The following is a 15,711-nucleotide window of genomic DNA, read 5'->3' on the forward strand; positions in this document are numbered from 1 at the left end:
GCACGCGGCTACGCAGATCGCTCGCTGGGCATAAACGCGCGCGCGTCGATCTCGAGAACTTCGACCGCAAGGTGGAAGATCGCCATTGCGAGCATGTCGAATGGGATTCCGCCCAATACCATCGAGGCGGCCGACCCGATATCGAAAATTCGCGACGTGACGTAAACCGCGCCGATCATCGCGCCCAGGCCCATTCGCGGATGCACGTAGATCGCAATGATCATCCGGTACAAAAGCCCGATCAGAAACATTCCAACGATCACTCCGGGAACGCCGAAATTCGCATAGCACTCGACCAACTGGGGGAGATTCACCGACGTGTTGGTATTCGAGTTCGAGATCAGGCCGTAGCGATGTCCAAAGGTCTGCCCGCTAATCTCCTCGGGCTTGTCGGGCATGATGAGCCGGGGAATCAGCTTGGTGAGCAGGGGAGCGTACGATTCGCCCTCCCAATAGGGAACGCGACCGGGAGTGTTATGGATGACGGAAGCGAAAATCGTGAACTGCGCGAGGCGGTTCGAGCAGGCCTCGATGAACACCGGCGCCGGAACGATGCCTCCGACCGTCGCACGATAGAGCAAGTCACCGAGACCCCCGATTTTTTCGACTAATGACGCATCTGCGAGAGGGCCGCCCTTGCCGGTCATGATGCGGTAGGGAATCTCGATCGGGCGAAGCACAAAGACCACCGCGATACCCAGGGCGAAGATCGTCCATGGAATCCTGCGCCGAACGGTCGCGTAGATGACGAGAATCATGATTCCGATGCCCATCGCGGACGCCAGCGCGGCGCCGCCGAGGCCCGCGAAAAACCGCGTCGGAACGAACACGCCCCAAATCAGGATTGACGTGACACGGTCGAGGTTTCCGGTCAGTTGCAGCGCGACCAGTGCGCAGATTCCGATCAGGGAGAAATCGCCGACGTAGCTCAGGATCAGAGCCAACTGCTCGGGTACATGATTCTCGGCGTGAGACGCTGAAGTCACCAGCCCCAGCAATGTCAGCGCCAGGCTCACGAACTTGACCGCGCGTGGATCGCGCCAGCGAAGGTTTATGCGCGGCAGGATATCGGAGACGGCGCGGCCGACGATTCCGTAGTATCCGGCATACAGGCACATCAATCCGAGCAACGAGTAAGCAAGCGCTAACGTTACGTCATGGGGCGTTTCGGGATCTCTGAATACTTCGGTCGAGAACCTGCGCAGCAGGAAAACCGGAACGGCATAAGTGAACGCGAAAAACACCATGACGAATGGCAGAAACGGGATCGCGCGATCGGTCCGATTCATCCACAGCAAGGTCGGCGCGAAGCAGGCCAGAATAATCGCCGAGGCCAGCAATCGCTCCATGAAGGTCGGAGACGCAGGCGCGTAGAAATTCAACGCGGTGATCAACGCCGCGGCAATGACAACGAGCTTTGCCCCCGCACCGAGGGTGAAGCGGCGCGCGCCCTCGCCGCACGCGAGGCCGTACCAGTCGATCGCCAGCAGACTTTCCGATTGATTTGCGATTTTTGGAGCTGCGCTCACGATGGCTGATCCGGCGATGCGCCCGCCTCGAGATGGTGCTTGTCCGCGCGCAGGCGAAGAGCCTGAGCGAGAATCTGGTCGAGGCGGTCGGCGTACGAGTGATGCCCCTGCACGACCTTGTCGTGACCGGCGGCGGCGATCTGCCGGCGCTGTTCGTCCCTGCCCAGCCATTCGCGGATCCTGGCGACCATGTCGTCGGCGGTGTCGAAAAACACCGCCTCGCGGTTCTCCTCGAACAGTTGCTCATGAGTCGCGGTGCGCTCGGCGAGCATGAAACCGCCGCAGGCCGGCACCTCGAACGTGCGCATCACGTGATCGTCGCGATTGGCCCGGCGCACGAGGTTGAGCACGATTTTCGCCCCGCTGATGGCCTTGCGATAATCGGCGCCAGAAACGAGGCCGCGCCAACGCGGCTTCAGCGCAGGATAGCGATCGAAGTATCCGCCGTGTAAGTGAATCCGAAGCTGGGGAAGCTCGCGGACCAAGCGCTCGAAGTAAGGCGCGCGATCCGGGTCGCATCCGCCGATAAACACCACGTCAGATTCGAATCGCGCCCGCTCCTCGGCATTGGCGAGAGGCTCGGGAAAATGAACCTCCGGTTTATAGCCAAACATGATGTAGGCCGTGTGCGGACACCCGGCGCGTTCAACGTCGGCAATCATGGCGCGCCGGGCGCAGAGGTAGAGATCGAAGAGCGGTATCGATTCGGTCAGGTCGCGTGAACCGCTCGCAGGGTTGAAGGGATCGTCGGCAGCATAGTTGACGAGCGTCGCACCGGCGGCCTTGAGTGCGCGCAGAGTCGCGGGCGTGAAGAATGCGCCCTTTGCGATCAACGCGATTTCGGGACGCAACCGCTCGGCCATTTCGAGCAGAGCACGATTGATCTCGCCATAGCCGCGCAGTGGGCGGCCCACGATACGGCGCGCAATCCGGCCGGCGATCGTTGCGTTGGCCGGCAGGTACCTGGCTTCGTCGAGGAACCCGAGCTCGATGCTTCCCGTCGCGGCGCGGGCGCTCAGCGCTTCGAGAAAGTGCGCGCTCGAGGGCAGGTATTCGGTGGTCTCGGTGTAGAGAATTCGCATCTCAGGCGGCGCGGCGTGCGCGCATTCTGTTATCGCGCGCCGCGATGTTAAAGTTGGCGCTTCCTGGTGCTCGGCAATGGCGCAGACCACGCTGCTCGATCGACTCAAGGCCGCAGTTCGTCCTATCGCGCGGCACCGCTTCCTGATCGAGCGTGCCAAGTACCTCGGCGCGGATATTCTCGGCGCGCAGGCGGGTAACGATCGAATTGCGGCGATGATTGATCGGCCAGGCGTGGCGGGCAAAATCGGCGCCACGGAAATGAAGCTCGCGCGCGTCTACCTGCGGCGCCGCGATCATAACGGCCAGTGTGACAATTTCGGTCACTACGCGTGGTGGGCGCACGTCTCGTCGGGGATCTATCCGCCCGATGCGCCGACGCTCTCGCGCTTCTGCCGCGAGTATCTCAACACTCTTGGCGGCATCGACTTGCTCGCCGTGTGGTACAACTTCGGCGAAGCGGCCCTGCGCCGCCGCTTTGCACCTCGGGCGCTGATGTGCGAATTGACGGCGCTGGAACCCTACTATCATCAGCGTCCGTGGAGTGCGCGGCTGGCCGGCAAACGGGTGGTCGTGGTCAGTCCGTTCGAGAAATCGATTCAGTCCCAGTACCGGCGTCGACGCGAAGTGTGGGCCGCCAAGCCCGATGTGCTGCCGGAGTTCGATCTGCGCGTCGTGCGATGCCCACAGCTCGCGGGGCTTATCGATCGACCCGAGTACCCGGACTGGTTCGAAGCGCTGGACGCGCTGAAACAACAAATGGCGCTCGTGCCGTTCGATGTTGCGCTCATCGGCGCGGGTGCGTGGTCGATTCCGCTCGCGATGCACGCCAGGTCGCTGGGCGCTTTTGCGATTCATCTTGGCGGCGCGACGCAGTTGATGTTTGGGATCCTGGGCGCGCGCTGGGAATCAAATGGCTTCATCAATGCGGTGCGCAACGATTCGTGGACTCGGCCATCAGCCGAGGAGCGGCCGCCGAAGTATCTGCTACAGGAAAACGGCTCGTATTGGTGACGCATCCGCCGCTCACGCGCGGCCGTTGAGGTTTGTAAGCTCCGCTATGCGGGCGCGCACGGGCTCGAAGAGTAACTCATAGTTGAGCCGATTCTCGTGAGCGGCGCGCGCCGCGCGGCTCATCGTCACATAGCGGTCGCGATCGGCAAGAATCGAATTAATTCCGGCGGCAATCGAACGAGGATCATCGATATCAACGAACGCAATCCATTCTTCGCCATCCAGGAATTCCCGATAACTCCGTCGATCGGGCACGATAACGGGCAGTCCGGCTGCGCCGTACTCAAATAACTTCGTCGAAGCGGAGCCGGAGAATTCCCAGTTCTTGGAAACCGGCTTGTAAAGAAGCAGACCGACCGCGGCGTCGCGCAAGAGCCGCATCCGTGTAGCATCATCGACTCTGCCGTGGATTCGAATCCGCTCGGCCGGATCGTTGGTGGCTACGCGCTTTTCCAGGCTCGCGCGAAACTCCGGCGACGAGCGGCCCGCCAGGTCGAGAGGGACTCCGGCGGTCGCGCAGGCATCGATAGCTTCGAGTTGACCGTTTTCCGATCCCATCGACGACAGGTAGAAAACGCGGCGGGCCGTCCAGCGTTGCGCGGCGAGATCGCACCAGTCGCTGTCGGGCTGGAAGAAATCGCGCGGCGCGCCGTTGGGCACGATGATCGCCGCGCGCCTGTCGCCAGCCGCGTGCAGCCAGTAGGCCGCCCGGTTCTTCTCAGGAAACACGACTACCGCCGCATCACTGGTGCGCCTGAGTGCGTATTTGATGAGCCAGGTTTGAAGCGAACGCAAGGGAAGTTTCTCAAGCGCAGGCGCATCATGACACTGGAAAATCACCGGGCCTTTGCTGCGGATCATCATGACCGCGGCCAGCGCGATCGGATCGTAGGCGTAAAAAATCGCGGGCGCGAGGCGCGATGACGCGCGGCGCAGCTCTCCCAGGTAGCGCAGGAACTCTCGCGCCTTGCTGAGGGGACTCGCAGTTTCGAGCTGGCGCATCGGCACCGGCGGTCCGATTCGCTCAACCTCAATACCCGCAGGCCAATCCAGATACGATTCGTCTGAATTACGCGACACGATCGTGAGGCTGAACTGGTGCGCGAGTATATGCGCCGCCGCGACCGTCGGGACGTAGACGTCGGCGTTTGCGTAAACCGCCATCAGCAGCGCGGGCTTCGCCGATCGGACAGCAGCGACGGAGCTTGCGATTCCTTCAGCCTGGGATGGCAACGACGTGGCCATAGTCAACGATCCGCGTGACAGCGATTCCAGCTACGGTTTCGACGCCGTAACCGCATTCGCGCAGGCGTCCGAGGAGGGAATCACTGCTGGTGCCCACGGCTTCCCATGCGAATGGATGCACTTCGATGAGAATCAGCCGCGGGCGGCGACGTTTATCCGCCAGCAGCGACAATCCACCGCGCAGAACGAGTTCTTCGAAGCCCTCGACATCGATCTTCAGCAGGTCGATTTTTGCGTCGGGGAAATAGCTGTCGAGCGTAACCATCGGAACCTCGAGCGCGGATTGCGATGCTTCATCGCCGCGAAGCACATGGCTTTCGCATCCAAAGTTGGCGGCAAACCGCACGCTGGCGCAGCGATCTCCGACGGCGGCGCGGACGACGGTGATCCGATCCTGCCAGCCGTTCACCGCGATGTTCGCTTCGAGCGTCTGCGCATTGTCGGGCTCTGGTTCGAACGCCACGACGTGACCGCCGGCAGCGGCGCGGCGCGCGAAGGCCAGCGAGTAGAGACCAATATGGGCGCCAACTTCCGCGATTCGGTCGCCCGGCCGCACTTCGCGCATCACGCGATTCCAAACCTGCGGTTCGTAGTTCTCGTCGACGAACCCGCGTGAGAGAGGGCTCAGGCGAATTCGATCGACGCCGTTGATCGTGCGCTCAAGGCCCTTGTGCGACCCCAACCTCCGAAGCATTCGATCGTAAGCGGGCCGGACGCGGCGCCACAACCATTCCGCATTGTCGAGGCCCGGCGTATGACGGACCGAGATCGCGATTTTTTCCAGGCGGTTCATGAAGTCGCGCGGCCTACGCCGCGGCGCGGCGCGCGTTGTTGGTCAACGTGTCCATCGCAGCGAAGAGGCCATCGGCGTCGGCCTCGAAATCGAATTGCGCGACGCGCTCGAGCGAGGCGCGGCCCATCTGCTCCGCGCGCTCGCGATTTTCGATCACCTTTGAGATTCGATCGGCCAGCGCGGCGATATCGCCGCAGGGGTAAACGAACCCGTTGACGCCGTTGGCGACCAGATCGGGCGCGGCGCCGACGTGATCGCTCACAACCAGCGGGCAGGCGGCGTTCATCGCCTCGTTGAGGACGAGCCCCCAGGGCTCGCGCTCCGAAGGCAGCACGAAGAGGTCGGCAAGATCGAACAGCGCGGGCAGTTCGGTCTGATTGCGGAAGCCGAGCAAGCGCACCGACTCGCCCGGCAGCTCTGCAGCGCGAGTCTCGAGCGCGGCGCGCTCTTCACCGTCGCCGACGAAGAGCAGATATGGATGCGGACCGTCGCCCTGGCCGCGCAGGAGACGCGCGTGAGCCGCGAGCAAGTCCATCGGACGTTTATGCGCCTGGAGCTTCGACGCGTAGAGGACTACGGGTCGTTCCGGCGCGAGGCCGAGCGCGGCGCGGAACTCCTCGCGCACGCGATGGGCGTGCTCGGCACGCTCGCGAAAAAAGGCGTTGTCCACGGCATAGGGCATCATGAAGATTCGCTCGGGCGCGACACCGTAACGCAGGTAGTATTCGCGGTTGAGCGTGCCGATCGCGAGGAAGCCGTCGAACTGCTGGAAGAGGCGCGGAATCATCGCGCGCTTGAGCCATAGCTTCGTCGGATTACGTGGATCGTCGCCCAGTTGCGAATCGCCGCGCAGCAGCAGGCGCATCCCACTCATTCGCGCGGCCGCGATCGCGGCGAGCAGCCCGCGATGACCATAACCGTGCACCCAGAGTGCATCGTAAGCGCCTTCGCGCAGGCGCCGCGCGAGGCCGTAGCTGAAGGGCCGCCAGAAAGTGAGGACATCGCGCGCGCCGACACTGGGCAGGAACTCGTAGCGGTAGCCGTCGAGCAGCGGGACATCCCATTTGACGCGAACCCCGAACCCGGCATCGTTGGCGCCGCTCACCGAATGGTCGCTGAAGAAGAACACCTGCAAATCGATCGCGGGATCGGCGGCGAGCCGGCGAAAGAGCGGGACCTGGTACTGAATCGGATGCGTGGAGAGGACCGCGATCTTGTAGCGGCGATCGATCATCTGGAGCGCCCGATGGACGCAGCTTGGCGGGTGAATGAGCGGGCGAGGATTTGATCGACGGCTTCGACGACCTCGCGCACTTCGATCAGGTTGATGCACAGATTGTCGCGCGGGCAGGTGTCGAGCAGACAGGTGTGGCAATCGACCTGCTTGCGGAGCACAACGTGCTGCGCGCCATGCGGCCACCATTTGCCGCGAAAATCGCGGCACGAAAAAAGCGCCACACACGGCGTACCGACAGCGGCAGCCAGGTGCTGCACGCCCGAGTCGTTGCAAACGAGAAGCGCCGCTCGGCTGAGCAACTCGCATGACTCGCGGACCGAGGTGCGGCCCGCGAGGTTGAAAGCAGCAGTGCCGATCGCGTCCGCGATATCCTCGCAAAGCGAAGAGTCCGGTTGACCGCCCAGGATTGCGACGCCGAGACCGCGCGCGGTTAGCGCACGGCCGACTTCGGCAAAACGCTCAGCGGGCCATTTGTTCGGCGAGGCCTTTGCCCCCGGTGCGAGCGCCGCGAGCGGCCGCGATGCGCTCGCTGCGTCGTTGAGAATCCTGGTGATGGCGTCGCCTTCGACGCTCGATAGCGCCAGCGGGAACCGAGGCGCGCCCGCGGCGAATCCTTGCTCGCGCAGCAGGGCCAGCAGGCGATCGACTTCGCCGGGAAACTCGAGTTCCGCGGATTGAGCCTGCTTGAAAAGACGCAACCCCGCGTAGCGCCAGCCGCATCCGAAGGCGGCTCCGGCGGCGCGCGCCGCGATCATATTGCGGAGCAAGGTGGGGAAGTTGGCCGCGACTACGGGCAGTTCGATCCAGAGATCGAAGCGCCGCGCGCGCATCTCGCCCATGAATCTGAGTTTGCCGTGAAGATCCGCAAGCTCGCTCGGGTAATAGACTATGATTTCATCAACTAGCCCCGCATTTGCCAGCAGCTCGCGAGCGCCCGGCATCCCGGGCGAGCCCGGCGACGTGACCATCGTGAGACGAGCGCGCGGGAACGCCCGCCGGATGACATCGAGTGCGGGTATAGCACACGCCGTGTCACCGATATTGCCGATGCGGTAGATACAGACGCGTTCGGGCGCCTCGGGAAGCAGCGCGGGCCAGACGCACTTGCGCATCGCACGCAGGAAGGAGTTGGCGCTTCCGGCGAGCGCATTGGCGATTTGCGCCTTCTGACGTGATCCGAACAATGCTGGGGATGCGAAGAAGACGACGCAGTGATTCAGATCGCAGTGCGCCGTCCAGGCGGCGCTCAGGTCCGCGGTCTCAGCGTGCGCACAGAGCGCGCAGAACTCTCGGCAACCTCGCCGCTCTGCGGCTCGGATGGCTGCGGCTGCGGGACGGGCTCGGCTTGCTGGATATCCGCGAGGCGCGTGCGCGCGCGCTTGACGAAATCCGATGCGATAAACCATCCGCACAGGAGCGTGAAGGTGAGCGCTGACGCGACGACCGCGTTTTTGCGGGCACTCGGCGCATAATAGTTGTCGGGCACGACCGGAGGCTCTATCACCTTGAAGGCGAAGTCGGCCTGCACTTGAGCGACTTTCTCGCGCTGCACCTGCCGCGCCATCAACTCGTAGAGTTGCGTCTGCAGAAGGGCGTCGGAGGTCTTGCGGATTTCATCCTGAAGCGAAATCGCCGCGGCCGATGCGCTTTGCACTTCCTCGTTGCGGAGCTTGTCGCGCAGGTTGTCGAGGTAGTAGCCGAGAATTCGCTGAGCGTCGTCGGGATTGGGATCCTGGAAGTAAAGCTCGAGGTTGCCGCTGCGATAGTTGTACTCGGCAGAGAAGCGGCTCAGCAGCGCGCGATGCATTTGCCAGCGCGTGACGGTCGGTGCGTTCTTGCTGTTGGAATCGACAATCTTGCGCTCGAGATGGTAGCGCTTGATGAGCTCAGTCGTGAAGGCGTAGCTGTTCATGATCGACAGGTAGCGCTCGGCGACGCTGGCGCTGTCGCCGCCGCTTGCGAGATTGAAGAGCGACATCAACCCGCCGCCCATACTGTCCATCATGTCGCCCGCACCCGACATCGAACCAAGCCCGCCCGACGACGAGATCGGTGCGATCACGGCCTGCGCGCGATAAAACTTGACCAGCACGAATTTAGTGACGAGTCCGTAACCGAGGCCGGCGGCGACGGTCGCGGCCACGATCAAGAGCCATCGCGACCACAGCAGCTGCACGTAGTACAGCAGGTGAAGCGCAGCAAACTGCGTGTCACTGAGCTGACCCGCGGCTTCGGGCGCTTCGTGGGCGAGATACGATGTGTGACGGCTGTTGCCGTTCGAATCCATCAGCGGATTAATGCCACGTGAAGCTCGGCCATGAAGGCGTCAGGCCAAAAGACAACTGGACCAGAGCGCGCAGCGAGTCGTGAGTCGAGTAGTTGATGTCGCTCACGTATTCCAGGCCGGTGCGGGCCCGCACCTCGCCGAGGGTATCGGCAAAACGCGTCATCTCGATCGGCAGATGCAGGAAGTCGAAGGCGAAGCCCCAGCTGGTCTCGTTCTTGTTGGCGAAGCCGGCAATCTGCGACACCTGGGTGAAGGTGGGCGGCACTCGATAGGTGTAGAAGAGGCTCAGATCGAGCTTGGCCGCGGTCGTGACCCAGCGCCCCGCATCGACGTTGAAGTTCCACGCGCCCGGGCCCAGCGCATTACCCATCAACGCCTGGTCGTAGGTCCAATAGAGCGAATCGTTGTGCGTCGAATACTCACGATCGGTCAAGATCCACTCGATGCCGAACGTGGTGCGCGCATCCTTGGTCACCTGGGGACAATAAATACCGGCGTCGTACGATGGACCCTTGAAGGGCGTCTTGAGCGGAAGCTTGTTGCCAAACGGCTGGAAATAGTCTTCGCCAAGAATCTCACCGTAGAACTGCGTGTAGCGCAGCTGTGGAACGTAGAACTTGGCATACATGCCGAAGCGCGAATTGGTGTTTGCGCCCTGAGGATTACCGGTATCGAAGCCGGTGGCGCGACCGAGGAAGCCCATCGCGTTGTAATTGTTGTTGCCGCTGCCGCCGAACATGATGTCGTGGGTGATGCCCCAATCGAGCCACGGCAGAGTGCGGAATCCCACCGCCTGGCCGGCGATCCAGGGACTCGAGAAGGTCCGCTCCGTATCGAGCTGGCCGATGAAGACGTCGTAGTGCACGAGCCCGAGGTAGCGGAAGAAAAACGGCAGATGCCCCGGATGTATATTGCGCACTCGGAGCGCCGGAAACGGCGCGGCATTAGTGCTCTGCGAGAGTCCACCGATCGTCCCGACGCCGTCTGACATTTGTTCGCGCCCGAACGAGATCGCGGTATTGCCGAGACTCACGACCGCGGCGCCTATCAGCAACTGCGCGCGGCTCGCGTATGACGGCTCTCTGCCAATCGGCCCGGCGAGCGACCCCTCGCCATAGCCAGTGAGGAATCCGCCGAAGCCGCCCCATCCGTCCCAGAGCAGAGCTTCGTTACTGCCTGACGAAGTCGGAAGGTTATTGTCGTAGGGCAACAGCGGTGTGCCTTCGCGGAAGTTCAGACCGCCGCCGCTGACCCCTTCGATCTCGCGGCGCTGGCCTTGCGAATTGATGTAGGAGGCCGTGACGCGCTCGACCGGATGGATCATCGAAGGCAGATCGTCCTCTCGATCCTTCTCAACCCAGGCGATCTCCTCAGGCAGTTGCGCACGCAGGGCGCTGATAATCGATTCGGCGAGCTCGTTGGGGGTCTGGCTTTCGGATTCGATCGACTGCGCTTCGAGTACCAGGCGCGCGGCTTCGACCCGGGAGATGGGCTTTATTTCGGAGACGTAGCTTTCGAGCAAGCCGATATTGTTGAGCGTGTCGAGCTCGTCGTAAATCGAATCGTCGAGCGGGAGATAGGCGGCATAGGTCGAGGCATACGCGGCGCGCGGTGCGCCAAGGGCCAGCAGGGACGCCAATAGCAACGACGCTGTGAGCAGCAACGCGGAGCGCCGATGTCTAGTTGGCGTCATGCGATTCTCCTGCTGCAGGTCCGGCGATCTGCTGGCGTTCGAGCGCGGCCTCCCGCAGCCGCTTGATCTCCGCCAGCTTGGTCAGAGCGTCAGAGTTATGGGAAGCGGCGTTCTTCGCCGGCTGTTTCTGCTCCGGCGCCGGCACTACTCCCAGTTTCTCTCGCAGCTCACTGTGGGTATCGCCAAACAGGTAGGCGATCAAGACCTTGCGTACGTAATCCTGGGTTTCCGGATAGGGCGGGATCCCGCCGTACTTCTGCACCGCACCCACGCCGGCATTGTAGGCCGCGAGCACCTCGGTGAGAGTCAGCGGCGCATCCGCCCCGTGCTCGAGGCGCCATTGGCGCAGGTAGTTGATAAAGCGCGCGGCGCCGGCAGTATTACTCACCGGATCGAAGGAATCCATCACACCGAAGCGCTCGGCCGTCGCCGGCATCAGTTGCATCAAGCCTTCGGCGCCTTTGGGCGAGACGGCGCCGGGATTGTTGGCCGATTCGACCCGGGCAATCGCGGCCAGAAGATCAGGATCAAGGCCGTAGAGAACGCCGGCGGCGCGGAACAGCCGCTCGGTATCGACGTCGGCGTTGCGTGGAGCTCCAGCCTGCGCCGCCGCCACGCTTACGCAGAGCATAAGCCAAATCGTGGCGACCACGCTGATTCGCTGGGCCTTCACGCCGCTAAATCCTCATAGGCTCGAAGCCAGAATGCCTACCACCGCGAGTCCGGTGGCGGCATTGGCGACGATCTGAGCGATCGTCGCGGTTTCCTGCATCTTGTTTTCGAAGATCAGTTTCTCCGGCACGTAGATCGTATCGCCAGGCTCGAGCGACGCCGACATCAGGCCGCCCGACACGACCGGCAGCAGCGGGAACATCGAGGAGCGCTTGCTCTGCTTGATTCCGTCGTCGGTCAGCACCGAGCCGTCGGCCTTGACCACCATGATGTGGTCCTTGTCGGCGTCCTGGTTGGGACCGCCCGCCTGGTCGAGGTAATCGCGCGTCGTAAGTCCGGGCCGGAAAACGATTGCGGCCGGATTGTAGACCTGGCCGAGCACGTTGATCGCCGCGGGCCGACGCGGAATCGCGATCGAATCCTGATCGACCAGCGCGATATTGTCAGGCGAGTTAGCGAGCTGGTCGAGCGGCCGCATGTGGATCACGAGGCGGCCCGAGGCCTGCTGACTTTCAGTCTCGGCGAGCACGCGCTCGACCATGTTAAGGGTCTGCGCCTGCATCGCGGCGCTTTGCGGATTCGGCTGCTGGGTGGAGGCCTGGAGCAGTTGCGGATTCATCTGCAGATGCGCGACCTGGGCCTGCAGGCGATGGCGCGCCTCGTCGAGGCGCTGCTGCTGTTCGCGGCGGATCGATTGGCGAATCAGCACGGTGGCCGGCAGGTAAGCATCGGGAAGCAGACCGCCGGCGCGCTCGATCACCGACGCGATTCGCTCGCCGTCATGAATTGTATAGGGTCCCGGACGCGCCACCTGGCCGCGGACCTGAACAACCCACGGCAGATGCCAATCCGAGGCTCGCTGCACAAACAGTTGATCATTGGCAACCAGTTGTGGATTGCTCTCCACCAGGCCGTCGAGCGCCCCGCGCAGGTTCACGTCCATCGTGGTGTGGGTCGTGTGCGATCCGTTGATCACCTCGGTGCGCGCGAGCTCACCCTGCTTCTGATACGCGTCGTCCTTGAGCCCGCCCGCGAGGTAGACGAGATCGCTTACGCGCATGCCCTGGCTCAGGACGTAGTAGCCGGGATTGCGCACCTCACCGAAGACCTGCACGGTCGGCAGGTACTTCATCTGTGATTCGCTGAATACCGTGAGCTCGTCCTGCTGCTTGAGGACCACGTCGTCGGAACCATCGATATGATCGCCGAGCGCTTCGCCGAGATCGACCGGCACCATGTGAATCGCGCGCTCACGGCCCTCCTGGCGGCGGATCAGCGCGTACTTGAAAAAGGTATGCGGCGCGACGCCCTCGGCCTGTGCGATCAAATCCGAGACCCGCATCCCCTGATGCCACTCGAATTTGCCGGGCCGGTTCACGCTGCCGCGCACGACGACCACGTCGTGCTGCTCAGGCAGCACTGGATAAACCTTGATCAGGTCGCCGTCGCGGACCGTAACGCGCTGCGAGCGCATCTGGTCGAGATCGACATCGAGCGCGATCCGCTTGTCGTGGTTCTCCACGCGCTCGACCTGGACCCGCTGCGAATATCCGAACGCGCTGATTCCACCGGCAAGGCGCAACACGTTGGAGAGGCTCTCGGCGTTGCTGGCCAGCTCGTAGATCGCGGGCCGCTTCACGTCGCCGGCGACGCCCGCGACGGGGCCGATCACCGGCACGAAGATTACGTCGCTCGGCTGCAGCTGTTCGTCACCGCGCGCGTCGCCGTTGAGTAACAGATTGTAGAGATCGATCGACTTCGCGACCTGGTTGCCGCGCCGGAGCTCGATGCGCCTGAGGCTGCCGATCTTGGTGATTCCGCCCGAGGCCGCCAGCGCGTTGGAGACGTGCGAGAGCGAGCTTACCGTGTAGGCCCCGGGCTGCTGGACTTCGCCCACGACGAACACCTGGATCGTCCTGAGCTTGCCCATCGTGACTTCGACCTGCACCCCGGTTATCTGCGAGGCGTGCCCTTCGATGAGATGCTTGGCCTGCTCGAAGGTCAGACCGGCCACCTGCAGCGGGCCGATCTCAGGAATCATCACCGAGCCATCGCGCGAGACGTTGAGCGACAGCGTGTTGTTGATTCGCCCCCACATCAGCATCCGGAGCTGATCGCCGGGACCGATGACGTAGTCGTTGCCCACGGGCACGTTTGCGACCGGCGCGAAGGTCGAAACTCGCTGTGAAAAAATCGAATAGCCGAATTGCTGAAGGTTGCGCGTCGAAGGCGCGGCCGGCGTTTGCGCGGTATCGAGCCCCCTGAACGTTTGCTCGATCGACGACACCTGTTGCGGTGCGCTGAATCCGCCCGCCCCGCCCGCGCCAACCTGCATGCCCATCTCCCGGCCCGGCGGGTTGGTATTGGTATCGCCATTGGGCGAGGAGAGCTGCGTGCAGCTTTTCAATTGATCGAGCTGAGAGTCGGTGAACGAAAGCCCGAGCGCACGGCCGATCCCGGCGACATCGTTGGGGCCGATTTGACGCGAGGCGAGATGGAGACAGAGCTCCTGCATGTCATCCGGCGAGAGTCCGCCTGAGGCCATTTGCGATTTGAGGTTGCCGATCTCGTCGGCCGAGATGCCGAGCTGCTGCATCATCGTGGTCAGGCGTTGACGATCGAACTGCTGGCCGAGGCCGCTGCCCATTGCACCGCTCATCCCGCCGCCAAGAGAACTTCCGGCGCCACCCAAGCCGCCGTTGTTGTAGCCACTCATGCCGCGAAGCGAGCTGCTGCCCATGCCGCCGGCGCCGTTTTCATCGCCCGAAGATGAGCCGTCATCCGATCCGTTCATGCCTGTCGCGCCGTTCTCGCCCGCCGTCCCCGGCTGCGCGCATGGCGGCAGACCGGAGCTCGCAGCATTGGGATCGTTTGGATCGGCACACAGCGCCGCCGCACCGCGGCCGTTTGGATTGTTTGGCGCGCCGTTGGGGTTGTCGGAGTCGTCGTCGGTGGGATTGACGTTGAAGGGATTGGAGAGCGGATCACGCATCGAAGGATTCGCCCCGCCGGAGCCGTCGTAGCCTCCTGAGCTCATCCCCGATGCGCCCATTTGCGCGCGCGCGCGGCCGCCAAAAATGACGATCGCGAGGATCGCGAGCGCGATCAGAAGGGCTTTCGGATATCTCAGCTCGCCCATTATTACAGAAAGCAAGCGCTGTTCGGCGCGGCCTTCCTCCCCGCTAGCCTGATAATACGGGGTGCAATCATAGCCCATTATCAATCAAATGAAAGGGCAATGGAGTCGATGTTGATGGTGAGAATTTTCAGATGCCTCTGTTCGCAGCGTACGCGTCGAATATGCGTCCGCCATCCCATCTATGACAGGCGAAGATGACGCCTCAAGCAGGACGCCGACGCAGATAAATAGCACGCCGTCGTCGCACAGAAAAACCCGTGGAGGTTATCGTTGGGTCTGTTTGGTCTAGTACCGTTCAAAAATTCAATGATTCTCTTTAACACGCTAAATCTCCAAGCGTCAAGGCAAAATTCGGCTCTTGCCGATCGATGCACATCTCTTCGGATGTAGCGATCGATTGAACATCGATGCGAATGGATTTGGCGGCTGGCCAGATTAGATCAGCCCGTTTGTCTGCGACAGCTCGATGTCCTGCCGCAGCGGTCCTCCGGCGGGACCAACGACCGCCACCAGCCGATTTGGACCGTCAAAGCTGATGCGCTCGCCGTGCGGCAGCTCCCACATCGCATCGAGGCTCGAGGCCGATGTGCCCGGCCCCTGATGCGTCCTGGCGGGCTTACCGAACGCCTTCTCCAGCATGTCGAACACGGTGTCGGCAGACGGCGCGGAAAAGCGCGCCATCACGAGCTGCATCCCGGTTCGATCGGTGAACTCGAAGATCACGTGCTCCCATAGGATCGAATCCACTTCGTAGTTCTCGACGCTGTATGCGTCTGCGCCATAGGGGGCGCTCTTCACTTCGCCCTTCGGCATCGTGCGCTGCACGTGCTCGAGCGAGTCGCCGAACTTGACGCCGAGAAACGAAGTCATCGTGCGCGGGTCGCCCATGAACAGGCCGATCACCGCGGCGGCCGCGGCAGTGGGCGCGTTCGATCCTTCGGGCGCTTGCGCACATCCGGCGCTCACCACCATCGCCAGCGCAAGCGTGCCCGCCAGTATCGAGCTGCGCGTGATGTTCAAAG

General features: G+C 62.8%; 12 protein-coding genes. 1 reads left to right on the top strand and 11 read right to left on the bottom strand.

Annotated elements, in window-relative coordinates; all coding sequences use genetic code 11:
• Positions 1 to 8: 8 nt before the first annotated feature.
• Complete coding sequence (locus VMA09_01420) at positions 9 to 1,529, bottom strand: hypothetical protein (protein HUA32236.1); 1,521 nt, start codon at positions 1,527 to 1,529, stop codon at positions 9 to 11.
• A complete protein-coding gene (locus tag VMA09_01425) occupies positions 1,526 to 2,611 on the bottom strand; it encodes a glycosyltransferase (GenBank protein HUA32237.1) in 1,086 nt (361 codons plus the stop codon). The genes VMA09_01420 and VMA09_01425 overlap by 4 nt, the downstream gene beginning before the upstream one ends.
• A gap of 76 nt (positions 2,612 to 2,687) precedes the next feature.
• Here VMA09_01425 and VMA09_01430 point away from each other — a divergent pair, with 76 nt between their 5' ends.
• Positions 2,688 to 3,623: a hypothetical protein gene (locus VMA09_01430; protein ID HUA32238.1), complete on the top strand. Its 936-nt coding sequence runs from the start codon at positions 2,688 to 2,690 to the stop codon at positions 3,621 to 3,623.
• 12 nt (positions 3,624 to 3,635) lie between these two features.
• Here the strand turns inward: VMA09_01430 and VMA09_01435 are convergent, their stop codons facing one another.
• The 9 genes from VMA09_01435 to VMA09_01475 form a co-directional block, all read right to left on the bottom strand.
• A complete protein-coding gene (locus VMA09_01435; GenBank protein HUA32239.1) occupies positions 3,636 to 4,868 on the bottom strand; it encodes a glycosyltransferase family 4 protein in 1,233 nt (410 codons plus the stop codon).
• Positions 4,840 to 5,661: an FkbM family methyltransferase gene (locus VMA09_01440; protein HUA32240.1), complete on the bottom strand. Its 822-nt coding sequence runs from the start codon at positions 5,659 to 5,661 to the stop codon at positions 4,840 to 4,842. The genes VMA09_01435 and VMA09_01440 overlap by 29 nt, the downstream gene beginning before the upstream one ends.
• Before the next feature lie 13 nt (positions 5,662 to 5,674).
• Complete coding sequence (locus VMA09_01445) at positions 5,675 to 6,895, bottom strand: glycosyltransferase family 4 protein (GenBank protein HUA32241.1); 1,221 nt, start codon at positions 6,893 to 6,895, stop codon at positions 5,675 to 5,677.
• Positions 6,892 to 8,082: a glycosyltransferase family 9 protein gene (locus VMA09_01450; GenBank protein HUA32242.1), complete on the bottom strand. Its 1,191-nt coding sequence runs from the start codon at positions 8,080 to 8,082 to the stop codon at positions 6,892 to 6,894. Before VMA09_01450 ends, VMA09_01445 begins: the two co-directional genes overlap by 4 nt.
• A 62-nt stretch (positions 8,083 to 8,144) precedes the next feature.
• A complete protein-coding gene (locus VMA09_01455) occupies positions 8,145 to 9,185 on the bottom strand; it encodes a hypothetical protein (protein ID HUA32243.1) in 1,041 nt (346 codons plus the stop codon).
• A 7-nt stretch (positions 9,186 to 9,192) separates the two neighbouring features.
• Complete coding sequence (locus VMA09_01460; GenBank protein HUA32244.1) at positions 9,193 to 10,878, bottom strand: capsule assembly Wzi family protein; 1,686 nt, start codon at positions 10,876 to 10,878, stop codon at positions 9,193 to 9,195.
• Positions 10,865 to 11,551, bottom strand: a complete 687-nt coding sequence (locus VMA09_01465; protein HUA32245.1) for a lytic transglycosylase domain-containing protein — start codon at positions 11,549 to 11,551, stop codon at positions 10,865 to 10,867. The genes VMA09_01460 and VMA09_01465 overlap by 14 nt, the downstream gene beginning before the upstream one ends.
• 12 nt (positions 11,552 to 11,563) lie before the next feature.
• The gene (locus VMA09_01470; GenBank protein HUA32246.1) at positions 11,564 to 14,689 is read right to left on the bottom strand and encodes an SLBB domain-containing protein; all 3,126 of its coding nucleotides are present in this window, start codon (positions 14,687 to 14,689) and stop codon (positions 11,564 to 11,566) included.
• 435 nt (positions 14,690 to 15,124) lie between these two features.
• The gene (locus tag VMA09_01475; protein ID HUA32247.1) at positions 15,125 to 15,709 is read right to left on the bottom strand and encodes a hypothetical protein; all 585 of its coding nucleotides are present in this window, start codon (positions 15,707 to 15,709) and stop codon (positions 15,125 to 15,127) included.
• Positions 15,710 to 15,711 lie beyond the last annotated feature (2 nt).

This window comes from Candidatus Binataceae bacterium (assembly GCA_035508495.1).
In the GTDB taxonomy this organism is placed as follows: Bacteria; Desulfobacterota; Binatia; order Binatales; family Binataceae; genus JASHPB01.